General features: G+C 61.5%; 12 protein-coding genes. 5 read left to right on the top strand and 7 right to left on the bottom strand.

All coding sequences use genetic code 11. The features are described 5' to 3' along the window. Window positions 1–119 precede the first annotated feature (119 nt). Window positions 120–1,478 (bottom strand): glutamine synthetase family protein, encoded by a 1,359-nt coding sequence (locus tag AC1DYF_RS21120; RefSeq protein ID WP_477878728.1) that lies wholly within the window; start codon window positions 1,476–1,478, stop codon window positions 120–122. Window positions 1,479–1,679: 201 nt separating this feature from the next. Here AC1DYF_RS21120 and AC1DYF_RS21115 point away from each other — a divergent pair, with 201 nt between their 5' ends. Both AC1DYF_RS21115 and AC1DYF_RS21110 read left to right on the top strand, forming a co-directional pair. Further along, window positions 1,680–3,038 (top strand): aspartate aminotransferase family protein, encoded by a 1,359-nt coding sequence (locus AC1DYF_RS21115; RefSeq protein WP_477878727.1) that lies wholly within the window; start codon window positions 1,680–1,682, stop codon window positions 3,036–3,038. A 255-nt stretch (window positions 3,039–3,293) separates the two neighbouring features. Further along, entirely contained in the window at window positions 3,294–4,055 is a 762-nt protein-coding gene (locus AC1DYF_RS21110) for a phosphodiesterase (protein WP_477878726.1), read from the top strand. On the opposite strand, the gene AC1DYF_RS21105 is transcribed toward AC1DYF_RS21110, so the two are convergent. The 6 genes from AC1DYF_RS21105 to AC1DYF_RS21080 form a co-directional block, all read right to left on the bottom strand. Continuing rightward, window positions 4,027–5,073, bottom strand: a complete 1,047-nt coding sequence (locus AC1DYF_RS21105) for a zinc-dependent alcohol dehydrogenase family protein (protein WP_477878725.1) — start codon at window positions 5,071–5,073, stop codon at window positions 4,027–4,029. The two genes, AC1DYF_RS21110 and AC1DYF_RS21105, sit on opposite strands and share 29 nt — an antisense overlap. Window positions 5,074–5,230: 157 nt before the next feature. Beyond that, window positions 5,231–6,286 (bottom strand): calcium-binding protein, encoded by a 1,056-nt coding sequence (locus tag AC1DYF_RS21100; RefSeq protein WP_477878724.1) that lies wholly within the window; start codon window positions 6,284–6,286, stop codon window positions 5,231–5,233. A 120-nt stretch (window positions 6,287–6,406) separates the two neighbouring features. Continuing rightward, the gene (locus tag AC1DYF_RS21095) at window positions 6,407–7,768 is read right to left on the bottom strand and encodes an FAD-binding oxidoreductase (protein WP_477878723.1); all 1,362 of its coding nucleotides are present in this window, start codon (window positions 7,766–7,768) and stop codon (window positions 6,407–6,409) included. Continuing rightward, window positions 7,765–8,934, bottom strand: coding sequence for an alpha-hydroxy acid oxidase (locus AC1DYF_RS21090; protein WP_477878722.1), 1,170 nt, complete (start codon window positions 8,932–8,934; stop codon window positions 7,765–7,767). The genes AC1DYF_RS21095 and AC1DYF_RS21090 overlap by 4 nt, the downstream gene beginning before the upstream one ends. A 23-nt stretch (window positions 8,935–8,957) precedes the next feature. Beyond that, a complete protein-coding gene (locus AC1DYF_RS21085; protein ID WP_477878721.1) occupies window positions 8,958–9,881 on the bottom strand; it encodes a dimethylarginine dimethylaminohydrolase family protein in 924 nt (307 codons plus the stop codon). A 31-nt stretch (window positions 9,882–9,912) separates the two neighbouring features. Continuing rightward, window positions 9,913–11,484, bottom strand: coding sequence for a zinc-binding metallopeptidase family protein (locus tag AC1DYF_RS21080; protein ID WP_477878720.1), 1,572 nt, complete (start codon window positions 11,482–11,484; stop codon window positions 9,913–9,915). Window positions 11,485–11,623: 139 nt separating this feature from the next. Here AC1DYF_RS21080 and AC1DYF_RS21075 point away from each other — a divergent pair, with 139 nt between their 5' ends. From AC1DYF_RS21075 to AC1DYF_RS21065, 3 genes are all read left to right on the top strand, one after another. After that, the gene (locus tag AC1DYF_RS21075; protein WP_477878719.1) at window positions 11,624–12,529 is read left to right on the top strand and encodes a LysR substrate-binding domain-containing protein; all 906 of its coding nucleotides are present in this window, start codon (window positions 11,624–11,626) and stop codon (window positions 12,527–12,529) included. A 108-nt stretch (window positions 12,530–12,637) separates the two neighbouring features. Further along, entirely contained in the window at window positions 12,638–13,711 is a 1,074-nt protein-coding gene (locus tag AC1DYF_RS21070; RefSeq protein WP_477878718.1) for an ABC transporter ATP-binding protein, read from the top strand. A 217-nt stretch (window positions 13,712–13,928) separates the two neighbouring features. Continuing rightward, window positions 13,929–15,044 carry an ABC transporter substrate-binding protein gene (locus AC1DYF_RS21065; RefSeq protein WP_477878717.1) on the top strand — a complete coding sequence of 372 codons (1,116 nt, stop codon included), beginning with the start codon at window positions 13,929–13,931 and terminating at the stop codon, window positions 15,042–15,044. The last annotated feature ends 22 nt before the right edge of the window (window positions 15,045–15,066 follow it).

Below are 15,066 nucleotides of genomic sequence, written 5' to 3'. Positions count from 1 at the left end.
AAGCACGTAATTGATATTCCGGTCAGGGTTACCACAGCTCCCATTTACAGCCCTCGGATGGGTCTGGTGTTAAGGATTGGGGTGAAGCAGATGTCGAACATGGGCCACAATGAGAATGATCAGATGCGAGGCAGATAGGTCCGATAATCGAAATCCGACACTGTTCGCAGGAAGGTGATCGCCTCCTTGCGCTTCGTATCGGCATAGAGCTTCTGGTACTGCTTCCCAAGGACATCGCCGATGAAATCCGAGGCAGCAAAATCCTCGACGGCGGTGAGGAAATCGTGCGTCAGCCGCTCGGTTTTCTCCGGTGCGCTGGTCGGCGTCGTCACCTCGCCGGGGTCGAGCGTCTCCTCCAACCCCAGCAGCATGCCGCCGAGGATGGCGGTCAGCAGCAGATAGGGATTGGCATCGGCGCCCGCGACACGGTGCTCGACGCGTGCGCCCGGCCCATCTTTTTCCGGAATGCGGATCGCCGTGCCACGATTGCCGAAACCCCAGTTGACGTCGACCGGCGCGAACGAACCCGGCTGGAAACGGCGATAGGAATTGGCGAACGGCGCGAAGATCAGCTGTGCCGCGCGCATGGTCTGCAACAAGCCGGCGGTAAAGGATTTGAGCAGCACGGGATCGCCACCCTTGGCATCCAGCACGTTGCGGCCGTCCCTGTCGATCAGGCTGGCATGCACATGCAGGCCCGAGCCTGAATGTTCGCTATAGGGCTTGGCCATGCAGGTCGATTTCAGGCCGAATTTGCGCGCCGCCTGTTCCACCACCCGCTTGAGATAAATGCAGTCGTCCGCCGCTGAAAGCGCATCGGCCTTGTGGTTGAGGTTGATCTCATATTGCCCCGGCCCGAACTCCGCCGTGGTCGCGTCCGCCGGCAGGTTCATCGCCTGGCAATAGGCGCGCACGAGATCGAGATAGGGCTGCAGGCTGTCGACCGAATCCATTTCGTAGAGCTGGAAACCGTTGGGCTCGCCCTTGCAGGTCAGGATCGACGGCGGCACGGGAATGCCGGTTTCGCGCGACGCGCCGTCCATCACATAGAATTCGAGTTCGGTCGCCACGACCGGCGTCAGGCCCTTGGCCTCGAAGCGTTTGAGCAATGCCGCCAGCATGCCGCGTGGATCGCAGAAATGCGGATCTCCCTCCAGCGTATGCATGGTCGCCAGTACCTGCCGCGAACCGGCAGGCGCCCAGGGCATTGCAACTTCTGACTTCGGATCGGGCATGACAGCGCCATCGGGATCGCCGAGCGTCAGCGAAATGCCGGTGAGGTCATCATTGTCGTCGCCCCAAATATCGAGCGACTGCGTGGAGGCCGGCAGGCGCACGGCGCCCGACCAGATCTTCTTCTCCGCCTCCAGCGGGACCTGCTTGCCGCGCAGCCTTCCATTCATGTCGACCAGCAGGATTTCGATACGGGGCGGGGTTGAAACGTCCACGGAACCGGCTACCGGCTTTTGGTCATTCATGATCGGGTTTGGCCTCATCGGAAGGTGAGAGAAGGGATTTTGCGGCGAAAATCGGCAAATGGCTTGCCAAAATGGCCTGGCACGGGCATTTTCCTAGCCGATAACAGGCCGCCTTTCAATCAGGCAAAATCGTCAAACCACATGCCAACCGGGTGCTTTCGCCATCGTCCGGCATGCAGGCTGTGGCAAAGGGGGAACGAAATGACTGCCGCCAACGCCGCTTTGTCCAATCTCGGCGCCATCGACGCCGCCCACCATATCCACCCGTTCACGGACATGAGGAAGCTCAACGCGGCCGGCACGCGCATCATCGAGCGCGGCCAGGGCTCGCATATCTGGGACAACCAGGGCAAGAAATATCTCGACGCCTTTGCCGGCCTCTGGTGCGTCAATATCGGCTATGGCCGCAAGGAAATCGCCGACGCCGTCTATAAGCAGATGCTCGAGCTTCCCTATTACAACGCCTTTTTCGGCACCACGACGCCGCCGACCATCCTGCTGTCGGAAAAGATCACTGCCCATGCCGGCAACCTGAAACATGTGTTCTTCACCGGCTCCGGCTCGGAAGCCACCGACACCTGGTTCCGCATGGCCCGCGTCTACTGGTCCCACATCGGCAAGCCGTCGAAGACCCATGTCATCGCCCGCCGCAACGGCTATCACGGCTCGACAGTCGCCGGCGCCAGCCTCGGCGGCATGAAATACATGCATGAGCAGGGCGCGCTGCCGATCGAGGGCGTGCACCATATCGGCCAGCCCTACTGGTATGTCGAGGGCGGCGAACTCTCGCCGGAAGAATTCGGCAAACGCGTCGCGGAAGAGCTCAACGCCAAGATCGACGAACTCGGCGAAGACAATGTCGCCGCCTTCGTCGCCGAGCCGATCCAGGGCGCCGGGGGCGTCATCGTGCCACCGGACACCTATTGGCCGGAGATCGCCCGCATCTGCAAGGCGCGCAACATCTTGCTCGTCGCTGATGAAGTGATCTGCGGCTTCGGCCGCACCGGCCATTGGTTTGGCCACCAGCTTTACGGCTTCGAACCGGACCTGGCCCCGGTCGCCAAGGGCCTCTCCTCCGGTTACCTGCCGATCGGGGCCGTGCTGGTCAGCGATCGTGTGGCCGAGGTCATCACCTCGACCGACTTCAACCACGGCTACACCTATTCCGGCCACCCGGTCTGCGCCGTGGCCGCTTTGGAAAATTTGCGGATCATCGAAGAGGAAAAGCTGGTCGAGCGCGTGCGCGACGATATCGGGCCGTATCTGGCGAAATCGCTGGCGACGCTATTGGATCACGACATGGTCGGCGAGGTGCAGTCGGTCGGCCTGATGGCCGCGGTGCAGATGACGGCGGACAAGAAGACCCGCAAGCGCTTCGACAAGCCCGACGATGTCGGCACCCTGGTGCGCAACAAATGCGTCGCCGCCGGCCTGATCATGCGCGCCACCGGCGACCGCATGCTGGCCTCGCCGCCGCTGATCATCACGCATGAGGAGGTGGATTTCATGACCGCGACGCTCAGGACAGCACTGGATGCGGCTTGGAAGGAATTGAGATAAGGATGTCACGGAAGCGTGGCATTGAAACTTGAATTCGGCGCTACCCCCCTCTGCCCTGCCGGGCATCTCCCCCTCGAGGGGGGAGATCGGATGGGGCACCGCTCCGCGCCTCTTCTACGTCGAATGCCCGGTAGCAGGCATCTGCGTTAGGCGATGAGCGGGCCTCTAGCCGATCTCCCCCCCTTGAGGGGGAGATGCCCGGCAGGGCAGAGGGGGGTAGCCCAGTCCGCCAAGCCGCATTTTTGGACCCCACCCATGAAATTCATCCACCTCACCGACCTCCACCTCATCGCCCCCGGCCGAAAACTCTGGGGGCTCGATCCCGTCGAGCGCCTCAACGCCTGTCTCGACGACATCGCCAAACACCATCCCGATGCCGCCTTCTGCGCCATTTCCGGCGACCTTGCCGATCGCGGCGAGATTGCCGCCTACGAATGGCTCAAGGACCGCCTGGCCGCCTTCCCGATCGAAACGCAGCTGATGCTCGGCAATCACGATGACCGCGAGAATTTCAAGCAGGTCTTCGTCGACCACCCGCGCGATCACGGCGGCTTCGTCCAGGACCTGCGCGAAGAACACGGCGGCGTCTTCCTGTTCCTCGACACGCTGAAGGGCCCACCCTCCTCCGCCGGTCTCTATTCACCGGAGCGGCGCGAATGGCTGAAACAGGCGCTCGACAAGGCCGCCGGCCGGCCGGTCTATCTCTTCATGCACCATCCGCCCTTCTCGATCGCGCATGAGCTGATGGACAAGATCATGCTCGACGATCCCGAGGAGTTTGCCGCCCTGCTGCAAGGCCACCTGGTCAAGCACATCTTCTTCGGCCACGGCCATCGCGCTGTGAGTGGCGTCTGGCGCGGCATCAGCTTTTCGGCGCTGCCGGCGATCAATCATCAGCTGCCGCTGGTGAGCGGCTCGGTGGAGACCGTCTACAGCGACGAGCCGCCGGCCTATCCAAGACCGTCAATCGAAGATTGTCAGACGAAGGCTACCGGTCGAAGACCGTTATCACGTTGATGCCGATTTCGGTCGACGTGTCCATGCCGGTGAGCAGCGGTACGGCTTCTTCGAGGCTGACATGCCGGTTGATCAGTTTTTGCGGCGTCAGTTTGCCGGTGGCGATCATCTCCAGCATGGCGCCATAGCGCCAGGCCTGCATGCCGTGGCTGCCATAGAGCTCCAGCTCGTGGCCGATCACCTGCGCCATCGGGATTTTCGCATCCGCATCGTCGCCGAGCATCAGGCCGACCTGTACATGCCGGCCGCGGCGGCGGAGATTGCGGATGGAATTGTAGCTGGTCACGGCATGGCCGAGCGCGTCGACGGAGACATGCGCACCACCACCGGTAATTTCGCGCACGGCTTCTGGCACATCGGCCACCGCCCTGCCATTGACAGTCGCCACCGCCCCGATCGAGCGGGCGAAGGCGAGCTTGTCGTCGGCGATGTCGATGGCGACGACGCTGGCCCCGAGCGCACTGGCGATCATGATCGCCGACAGGCCCACGCCGCCGCAGCCATGCACCGCCACCCATTCGCCGCCCTTCACCCTGCCCTGATCGGCGATCGCCCGGAAGGACGTGGCGAAGCGGCAGCCGAGGCTGGCAGCAGTGGCAAAATCGATGCTATCAGGCAGATGCACGAGATTGGTATCGGCATAGTGAATGCCGACATATTCGGCGAACGAGCCCCAATGGGTAAAGCCCGGCTGCATCTGGTGCGAGCAGACCTGCTGGTTGCCCGAATGGCATTCCTCGCAATGGCCGCAGCCGGAAACGAAGGGCACCGTCACCCGATCGCCGACCTTGAAGCGCATCACCTGCGCGCCGACCGCCGCGACCGTGCCGGCGAGTTCGTGGCCCGGCACATGCGGCAGATGGATGTCCGGATCATGCCCCTGCCAGCCATGCCAATCGCTGCGGCAGATACCCGAGGCCTCGACCTTGATGACCACGCCATGCGGCTCGACCACAGGGTGGGCCACGGTGCGGATTTCGGGCGTCATGCCATAGGCTTCGTAATACATTGCTTTCATGGTGTGGATCCCGCTGCAATCGGTTTGCCGGGACATTGCCATGTGTGCGCCAGCAGGCAAAGGGCCCGAGACCATGACTTTTGCTGATGGGTCAATCTCTCCGAAGGGCCGACAAAGGCAGCAATCGGGCTCGGCCGCCCCATGTCGACAACAGCGGCTAAATCGACAGTCCCAGCTGAAAATCGGTGTAGTCAATCACCGTGTTCGGCTCAACATGGGCAAGCTCCACCCGGTCATATTTCGTGCCCGAGCCGTCCCGATCGAAGAAGATGTCGCCATCCGCCTTGTAATACAGGATACGGGTGGCGGCGGTTACTCCGTCTGTGGAGTCAGGGTCGGCGATGGCGCGGAATTCGCTTTTCTGCAACGAACCGATGTGCCGGAAGATGGAGAAGAACTGCAGTTCGAAGACGTCGTCGGCGTGATTGAAATCCCTGATCTTGTCGATCTCCACCAGGCTAGGCGCAGAGCTGGTGAAGACGAACGTGTCCTGCCCCGCCCCGCCGGTCAGGATATCCGCTCCACCCTCGCCATAGATCCTGTCGTCGTCACTGCTGCCGATAATCCGGTCATTGCCATCGCCACCCCGGATATTGCCGTCTATCGCCCCCCTGCGGCTATTGAACGTATCAGAGCCACCACCAAGCAGGACATCGCCGAACATCTGGCCGTTGTTGGTGATCTTCTGGACGGCTTCGTCCTGGAACTCATAAAAACTTGCCGTCTTCCCGGAGATTATACCGGTGTTCTTGATATCCAGCTCCTGGTGACCGAGGGCATAGATGCCGTACTTGTCCGATGAGACTGTCCCGGTATTGAGGACCTGCGATGTGCCGCCGTCATCGGTTTGCGTGTCGAAATAGATGCCATAGTCTGTGCCGGAGACGAGACCGGCATTGGTGATGCTGCTATTGTTTCCGGTGATGGCGAGTGCGCCATACCCCACAGCAATGCTGGAAACGGATCCGCCTTCATAGACAACGATCTTCTCACCTGTCGTTGCGCCCGATCCGAACGTGATGCCCTGATGATTGGCGACCACGGAGCCTCGAATGAAGGCTGCGGAGTTGCTCACGAAGCTCTCCACACCAAAATCATCGGGTCCAATGATGGTTCCGCTCGCAGTGACCACGACGGTGGGCACTTCGGCCTGCAAAAACAAGCCATTCTCTCTGAGGTCGGAAACTGTAAAGATGGGTGAGATGTCGACCATTGAACTCTCCCGTTTTCAATAGGCTTGATCACGGGCAGTATAGGGTCTGGCCTTTTATTTTAGCAATACTTGAATTAATTCATTTGGAAGCTTGGCTCCAACAGCCGGAGCCAACGCAGATCAAATCACCTTCCCCGGATTGAGAATCCAGTTCGGGTCGAGCGCCTGCTTGATCCGCCGCATCACCTCAAGCTCTTCAGGGCTGCGCGAATAAGGCAGATAATCCCGCTTCAGCGTGCCGATCCCGTGCTCGGCCGAGATCGAGCCCTGATGGGTCCGCACATGGTCATAGACGATCGTGTCGATCCGATGCTCCGTCGCATCGTCGATCGCGCCGGCGGAAATGCAGAGATGAATATTGCTGTCGGCGACATGGCCGAAGATCGACACATGCGCGCCCGGAAATTCCGTTTCCAGCCCCGCTGTCACTTCCCTCGCATAGCGATCGAGAATGCCGATCGGCAGGCTGACGTCAAAATTGATCAGCCGCGGCAAAGCATCGAGCGACAGGCCCTCACGCACTTTCCAGAACTGACCGCGCTCCTTCTCCGACTGCGCGATCAGGGCGTCGGCGACCAGGCCTTCCTCGAACATTGCGCCGAGGAAGGTTTCGAGGCTTTCTTCGCCCGACTGCTCGATGATGACGGTGAAGGGATAATCCTGATCGAAGAACTTGAACCCTTCCGCCTCGCGGCTGAAGCGGAAGAAGAATTCCCACATCAGTTCGAACGCCGAGAGCCCCGGCAGCGATTTCTGCGCATGATGCAGCAGGGAGACGACGTCGTCAAAACTGTTGAGCCCGCAAAGCGCAGTTGCCCGGCCAGTCGGCAGCGGCTTGAGCTTCAGCACGGCGCGGGTGATCACGCCCAGTGTGCCCTCCGCGCCGATGAACAATTGCTTGAGGTCATAGCCGGTATTGTTCTTCTGCATGCGGTTGAGCGAGGAAAGCACCGTGCCGTCGGCCAGCACCGCTTCAATGCCCAGCACGTTGTCGCGCGTCACGCCATACGAGATCACACGGATGCCGCCGGCATTGGTGGAGAGATTGCCGCCGATCTGGCAGGAGCCGCGCGCGCCGAGATCGATCGGCAGCAGGAAGCCGGCCTCTTCTGCCGCCCTTTGCGCGGCTTCAAGAACGGTGCCGGCCTTGACCGTCATCGTGCCAGCCGCGGCGTCGATTTCCTCGACGCCTGCGATCAGGTCCATGGTGATGACCACTTCGTCCCCGCTCGCATTGGCGCCGCCGGCAAGGCCGGTCATGCCGCCTTGGACCACGACGGGGATGTGGTGGGCGTCGCAGGTCCTCAGTGCTACCGAAACCTCATTGACGCTGCGCGGCCTGATATAGGCGAGCGGCAGATGCCGGCCGGTCTGGCTGGCATCGCTACGAGCCTTTTCCGGAATGCGGTCACCGATGAAGACAATCGCCTCGCCCAGCGCCGACGAAAGCGCTGCGAGAAATTCTGTCTGTTGCTGGTTCATGGCTCCCTCAGCCAAGCGGCTGGCTCATGCAGAAAATTCGCGAGTTCCGGCAGCGTTCGGCAGCCCATCTGCTGCATCGTGCCTGTAAGTTCCAGCTTGAGCACGTCGATAAGATGCGCTGGACCGTCATCGCCGATCGCCGCGATCGAAAAAATATAGGGCCGGCCCATGAAGACGTAATCCGCGCCAAGCGCGATCATCCGGGCGATATCGAGCCCCGAGCGCACACCGCCATCAGCCATCACCAGCGCCTCCTTGCCGACCCGCTTGCGCACCAGGGGCAGCATGGAAACGGAAGACGGCGCCGCATCGAGCTGCCGCCCGCCATGGTTGGAAACGATGATACCATCTGCGCCGAGCGCCAGATATTCGGCCGCTTCGTCCGGATCGAGCACGCCCTTCACGATCACTTTGCCCGGCCACTGATCACGAATGCGTTTGAACCGCTCCGCCGTGATTTGGTTGGCAAGGATACCGCCGAGGAATTTGGCAAATTCGGTGACCGAAAGGCCTGATGGCGCGTAGGGCGTCAGGTTCTCGAAATGCGGAATGCCATGCTTGGCAAGCCGCATCAGCCAGGTCGGCCGCATCGCCGCATGCCAGACCGTGCGCGGTCCGAATTGCGGCGGCACCGACAGGCCGTTGCGGATATCGCGATCGCGCCGCGTCGGCGCCGGGATGTCGACAGTGACGACCAGCACGTCATAGCCCGAGCGCTTGGCCCGCTCGATCATGTCGGTTTCCATCTTCGGGTCGTTCGGCGGATAGAGCTGGAACCAGCCGTTCGGCCCCGAAAAGGTCTTCATCTTCTCGAGGCTGGTCGTGGCATGCGTCGAGAGAATGTGGACGATATTATGCTTCAGCGCCGCCTTGGCGATCGGCGGCTCGCAACCGGGGATCTGCAGCCCGGCAAGGCCGACCGGCGCCACGCCGAAGGGGGCGTCATAGGTCTTGCCGAAGATTTTCGTCGAGATGACCGGCGACTGCGCTTCGCTCAGATAGCGCGGCATGAACTGGATCTTCTGCAGATCGGCGCTATTGCGCCGGACATTCTCTTCCAGCCCGATGCCGCCGGTCATATATTCCCAGGCAAAGCCCGGTATGTGCCACCGGGCTGCCTTTTTCATATGCGGGACGGATGGAAACCGTTTTGCGATATTGACCATAGATCCTCCCGCAAGCGTCGTCTTTATGCAGCCTCGCGGCGGAGCGCCTGCGCCATGCAGTGAATGCCGCCGCCGGTTTTGGAAATCTCGGCAGTGTCGACGGTCGCAACCTCGAAACCGCGCGCCTTGAGCTGCTCGACCAGCGCGCGGCTGGAGGTCGGCGCAATCACGCGATCCTTGCCGAGAGACATGAAGTTGCAGCCCAGCGCCATCGTATCCTGGAACGGAACGTCGACGATATCGTGCCCCTTGTCTTTCAGCCAGGTTACGATTGCCGGATCGGTGCAGTCAAGGCAGACGGCCGTCAGCTTCGGCGCGATCGGCACGACCATCAGGTCGATATGCACATAATATTCGTCGATGAAGGCGAGCCGGGTTTCCCAGCCCTCTTTGTCGAACCATTCCTTGACTTGCTGCGCGCCGGCCTCGTTGGTGCGGGCGCCACCACAGCCGATCAACACCACGCCGTCTTCGATCACATTGAAATCGCCGCCTTCGAACGTTCCGGCGGTCACCATGTCGTAGATCGGAATGCCAAGTTTCTCATAGGTGCGGATCGCGGCATAGTTCTCGCCACGCCGCCACCATTGCGCCATGGCGGTGATGATCGCGCCATAGGGCGTCATGACCGAGGAATCACGCGAATAGACCTGCATCGGCAGTTCCGGTGTCGGCTCATGCCAATGGATCTTGACGCCAAAATGCTCATAGGCCGAGACCAGTTCCTTGTGCTGCGCCTGCGCCGTCTGGATATTGGCCGGATTGTCGCGCAGATGTTTTTTCGACAACGAGGAGGTGGCGAGGTGGCGGAGATAGGCGGGCGAGCCGAGCAGCACATCGGTCAGGCTGTCGGTCTCGTTGCGGAAACCCCAGCCGGTCAGACGCTCGGTGCCGCCGTTGAGATTGCGGCGCTGCAGCGAGAAGGGTTCTTTGAAATATGAGCTCATGACGTTCCTCTTTGGATTGCCTGTTTGTTTTTCATGCAGTCGGTATCCACCACTCGCGGCCGCGTGCGGTGGTGACATATTCCGGCCAGCGGAAGCTGATCGGCGGGTCATAGTCGCAGAGCGGCGCGATCCATTGGCTGCCACCGACGCCGCCGCCGGTGCGGGCCTTGAACTCGTCCATCGTCGCCTTGCGCGCCGTTTCGTCTTCGAGCAGCCGAAGAGCCGAGAGTGCCAACACTTTCGACGCGGTCTCGACCATAGGGTCGATAGTCGCCGGAATGCCGCCGAGCGCGTTCATCACCCAGCCTGGATAGCGATAGCCGGCAGGCGCCTTGAGCGCAGGACGCGCGATGTAGAAGCGGGCCAGCGGCGCATGCCAGGACATGTCGGTATAGTCATCGGAGGTGGAGTTGAGCTGCGACGGCGGCAGGTCGCGGCGCAGGATGGCTTCCGCTTCCTGAGGTGCCATCAACTGCTCCATCTCGTCGATGAAGGGATTGTCCATCGGGTCTAGGCCGCAATTCATCTGGATCTCGCGCGCCACGGCCCTCGCCTGCTCATCCCATTTCGGCGCGCCGACGGCCTGCAATGAATCCCAGACGACATTCGCCATGGCGTGATTGGCAAGCCCGGGCCGCGACTTGCAGACCCAGTGCCGCTCCCAGCGGCAGCCGCTCATATCTGCGGCGGCCTGCGCGTTGCGGTCGAGCACGGCAGTGACCTGCTCGGCCATGGCGATGGTCGGCATCCGCATCATGTATTGGATCTCGGCAAGCCCGGCCGGCAGGTTGTCGGCGGTCGCCTGTCCCGCCGTGAGGATCGCTTCGCTGATCGACCAGCCGCCTTGGTGCGTCAGCATGGAATCGCGTAACGCCTTCGACGCCAGATACATCATCATCAAAGCATCATTGGCGCCGGGCGCGCGAACGGCGGAATGCGATTGCGGGATCGGCGCACCGTCATTCATGCCCCAGTGTTCCGGCCGGTCGCAGATGAAGCGGTAGATCATCGAATAGGCCGCGCCGCAATGCGTGTCCCAGCGCACCGTATTGCACATCGGCAGCATGTAGAACGGGTGGAAGGAAAGCATCGCATCCAGCCCGTCATAATAGCCTTTGGCCGCATGGATCGGCTTGGAGCCGCGCACCTTCTCGGCCGGCTCTCCAGTGAAACGCAGCGTCCCCTTGATGCCATGCTTCTGCATCGCCGCCTTGGTGGCAAGCAGCCCGCCAAGGCCGCCCATGCCGAGGCCGGAATGCGGATCGGTATGCCCGCCGGCATGCACGTTCAAGCCGTCGCGCGGCTTCTCGACGGTCGCCGCCGCCTGGCAATTGCCCGGCACGGCATCATATTCGCAATACATGCCGATCGAAGGGCCCTGCCCGTTCGACCATTGTGCGGCAAAGGCGGTCGGCATGCCGGCCGAGCCTTCCTCTACCGTAAAGCCTTCTTGCCGCAGCTTTTTCACATACCACTCGACCGAGCGGTATTCGCGCCAGGCGGTTTCGCCATAGTCGAAGATCGTCGCCGTCCAGGCGGAAAGGTCGGCCTTGATGGCTTCGACATGGGCGATCGCGTGGGACTGGGCCGCGGAAAGGGGCATGGATGGGAATTCTCCTTCTCCTGGCCGAATACACCCCAGTTCGGAGCTTCAAAAAAGTGAAATAATTTCCCCGCCCACGCAAATTCTGTTCACCTATGCCCATTTTTTGATTAGCATTCCAACCCTTGGGAGGATCGGAATGAAGTGGATGCCTTCGACCCAGGCGCTCCGTGCGCTCGATAGTTTTGCCCGGCATGGATCGGTGTGGAAGGCCGCTGATGAGCTGAACCTCACCCGCAGCGCCGTCAGCCATCAGTTGCGTCTGCTGGAGCGCGACCTTGGCTTCCAGCTCTTCAATCGCATCGGCACAGGCATCGAGCTCACCGAACAGGGGCTTGGCTATGCGGAGGATATCCGCAAGGCGCTCAACACCATCTCCGGCTCGGCCGTGCGCCATGCCAATCGCGGCGTCTCAGGCACGATCAACGTCTGCTGCGCCCCCGGCTTCGCCTCGAGCTGGCTTTGCGCCCATATCGGCAATTTCCGCGAAGGCCACCCCGATGTCCGGCTGTCGATCTCGACGCCGATGCGGCTCGACGACGTGTCGAATCCGGAGGTCGATGTGTTCATCGCCTTCGGCACCGGCTACTGGCCCGACATGCAGGTGGAGCTTCTGGTCGAGGTGGAATTCACCCCGCTTTGCAGCCCGGTGCTGATCAACAAGACATTCGGCCTCTCCGATCCGGCCGATGTGCGCAAGACCTGCCTGCTGCACCTCGTCGACAATGACGACTGGGAGAGCTGGCTGACGGCAGCCGAAATCGACCCTGCCTTCGCCCAGACCGGCATCGTCTTTTCCGACATGAACCTCGTCTATTCCGCCGCCATGTCCGGCCAGGGGATCGCCATGGGCGACGAATTCATCTGCCGCACCGCGATGGCGACCGGGCAGTTGGTGCGCCCGTTCGACATCTACATCAAATCCAACCGCTCCTATTTTCTGGTCGCCTCGGAAGCCAAGGCGGACAACAAGACCGTGGTCGCCTTCAGCGAATGGCTGAAGGCCGAGGTGCTGAAAAACGAGGCAATGCTACCATCCATGTAAAAGACCGGTTTTGCCGCTATAGGTGAACGAAATTTGTCGAATGGGTGAAAAGATTTCGTTTGTACTGCCGATATTTCCTTCATACGCTTCAGTAAAAAGGGAACGACGATGCAGTCTACAAAGCGGGCAGCTGAAATTGGCGCCCAGGGAATTGGCAAAACCTATGGCGACTTTCATGCGCTCAGCGACATCTCGCTGACGATCGGCCGTGGTGAATTCCTGACGCTGCTCGGCCCCTCCGGTTCCGGCRAGACCACATTCCTGATGATCCTTGCCGGCTTCGTCAGCCCGACATCCGGCACGCTGACCAAGGACGGCGTCGACATTACCCGGCTGCCGGCGGAAAAGCGCGCCTTCGGCATGGTCTTCCAGGGCTATGCGCTTTTCCCGCATATGTCGGTGGAGAAGAATATCGCCTTCCCGCTACAGGTCCAGGGCAAATCCGGCCAGGAAATCAAGGCGCGCGTCGACGACATGGTCGACAAGGTCGGCCTGCGCGGCCATGAGAAGAAGCGTCCGGCCGATCTTTCCGGCGGCCAGCAGCAGCGCGTCGCACTGGCCCGTGCGCTCGCCTTCGAGCCCTCGGTGCTGCTGCTCGACGAACCCTTCTCCGCGCTCGACAAAAACCTGCGCGGCTCGATGCAGGACGAGGTGCGCCGGCTGCACCAGGAGACCGGCACGACCTTCGTCTTCGTCACCCACGACCAGGAAGAGGCCCTGGCGCTTTCCACCCGCGTGGCGATCTTCAACCACGGCAAGCTGCAGCAGCTTGCGAGCCCGCGCGACGTCTACGAAAAGCCATCCAACCGCTTCGTCGCGGAATTTTTGGGTGACATCAACATCCTGCCGCTCAACGGATCAGCCTCGGTGACCGGCGGTGCCGAAGCCAAATGCGGCGACCAGCTGATCAGGGCCAGCACCGACGCCGGTGCGCCGACACACAACCTTGCCATCCGGCCGGAGCATATGGCGCTTCACGCCGAACGGCCGGCGGGCGGCAATGCGCTTCCCGTCACCATCGACACAGTCACCTATCTCGGTTCGGTGACGCGCTTTTCGGCGAGCACGCCGCAATGCCCGTCGCTGATCCTGGAAATGCCGACCCATTCCGTCGCCCAGAGCTTCGTGCCGGGCAACAAGGCCTGGGTCGGCTGGAGGGAAGAGGAAGGCTATTTCCTCTAAGCAGGTTCCGGAAAAGTGTTCCGCGGTTTTCCGGCAAGAACCTGCGACAAAACAAGGACTAAGCGGATGAATCGTTGGCTCGCCAACGAAAGTCCGCCTGGCATATGCAGGGTTGCCATCAGCTCGGCGACTGCCTGAAAACAAGGGATGAGCACATCGGCAACGACGCGCTTGGGACATCCAAACGAGCATAAACACAAGAACAGAGGTGAACGACATGACTGACAATTTCGAGAAAGATTGCATCTCAATCCTGGAACAGAAAGCCGCGCGCGGGGAGATTTCGCGCCGCCGCTTCACCCAGCTGGCCGCCATGTTGCTGGTCGGCGCGCCGCTGGCACTGAAGGCCAAGGGCGCGCTCGCCGCCGCCAACGAACTGGTGCTGGTCGACTGGGGCGGCGATGCCGGGCCTGCCTATGACGCAGCCTATGGCCAGCCCTTCCAGAAGGAAGCCGGGATCACCGTCAAGGAAGACGGCACCGGCCCGACCGAAGGCGCGATCAAGGCGCAGGTCGCCTCCGGCAAACCCACCTGGGACCTGGTCGACGTCGACCCATTCTCTGCTGAATCCCTCGGCAAGCAGGGCATGATGGAAGAGATCGACTACAAGATCGTCGACAAGAACAAGATGCGCCCCGGCTTCGGCTGGAAATATTCCGCCTCGACCTATTTCTTCTCCTACATCATCGCCTATGACTCACAGAAATACGGCGACAAAGTCCCGACCGGCATGGCCGACTTCTTCGACGTGCAGAAATTCCCGGGCAAGCGCTCGCTCTACAAATGGGGCGCCGGCATGTGGGAAGCCGCCCTGCTCGCCGATGGCGTCGCACCCGACAAGCTCTACCCGCTCGACCTCGACCGTGCCCACAAGAAGCTCGCCGCATTCAAGGACAATGTCGTCTCCTATTGGGGCGGCGGCGCCGAAAGTCAGTCGGTGCTGATCAACGGCGAAGCCTCGATGGCACTGATCTGGTCGACCCGCGCTGGCCTGATCGAGAGCGATTCTTCGGGCCAGATCAAGTTCATCTGGGACCAGGGCCTGATCTCGCCCGGCGCACTCGGCGTGCTCAAGAACAATCCGGGCGGCAAGGACAATGCGATGAAGTTCATCGCCTCCGCCCAGGATCCGAACAAGCAGATCGTCATGTTCGACAAGCTCGGCCAGGGCCCGGCCAACCCGGCCGCCGACGCGCTGATCCCGGCCGACCGCAAGCGCCTCAACCCGGTCGACCCCGACAACATGAAGAAGCAGATCGCGCTCAACATGGAATGGTACGAGAAGAATTACGGTGCGGCGCTGGATGCGTATACGAAGGTGATCTCGGCCTGAGATTGATGGCGGGGGGGGGGGG

This window comes from Rhizobium sp. P2_G9, from assembly GCF_056403475.1.
This window is presented reverse-complemented; position numbering and strand designations above follow the sequence as displayed.

Coding starts and splice junctions, on each gene's coding strand:
- AC1DYF_RS21120 (WP_477878728.1), bottom strand. CDS start 1,478: ATGAATGACCAAAAGCCGGTAGCCGGTTCCGTGGACGTTTCAACCCCG.
- AC1DYF_RS21115 (WP_477878727.1), top strand. CDS start 1,680: ATGACTGCCGCCAACGCCGCTTTGTCCAATCTCGGCGCCATCGACGCC.
- AC1DYF_RS21110 (WP_477878726.1), top strand. CDS start 3,294: ATGAAATTCATCCACCTCACCGACCTCCACCTCATCGCCCCCGGCCGA.
- AC1DYF_RS21105 (WP_477878725.1), bottom strand. CDS start 5,073: ATGAAAGCAATGTATTACGAAGCCTATGGCATGACGCCCGAAATCCGC.
- AC1DYF_RS21100 (WP_477878724.1), bottom strand. CDS start 6,286: ATGGTCGACATCTCACCCATCTTTACAGTTTCCGACCTCAGAGAGAAT.
- AC1DYF_RS21095 (WP_477878723.1), bottom strand. CDS start 7,768: ATGAACCAGCAACAGACAGAATTTCTCGCAGCGCTTTCGTCGGCGCTG.
- AC1DYF_RS21090 (WP_477878722.1), bottom strand. CDS start 8,934: ATGGTCAATATCGCAAAACGGTTTCCATCCGTCCCGCATATGAAAAAG.
- AC1DYF_RS21085 (WP_477878721.1), bottom strand. CDS start 9,881: ATGAGCTCATATTTCAAAGAACCCTTCTCGCTGCAGCGCCGCAATCTC.
- AC1DYF_RS21080 (WP_477878720.1), bottom strand. CDS start 11,484: ATGCCCCTTTCCGCGGCCCAGTCCCACGCGATCGCCCATGTCGAAGCC.
- AC1DYF_RS21075 (WP_477878719.1), top strand. CDS start 11,624: ATGAAGTGGATGCCTTCGACCCAGGCGCTCCGTGCGCTCGATAGTTTT.
- AC1DYF_RS21065 (WP_477878717.1), top strand. CDS start 13,929: ATGACTGACAATTTCGAGAAAGATTGCATCTCAATCCTGGAACAGAAA.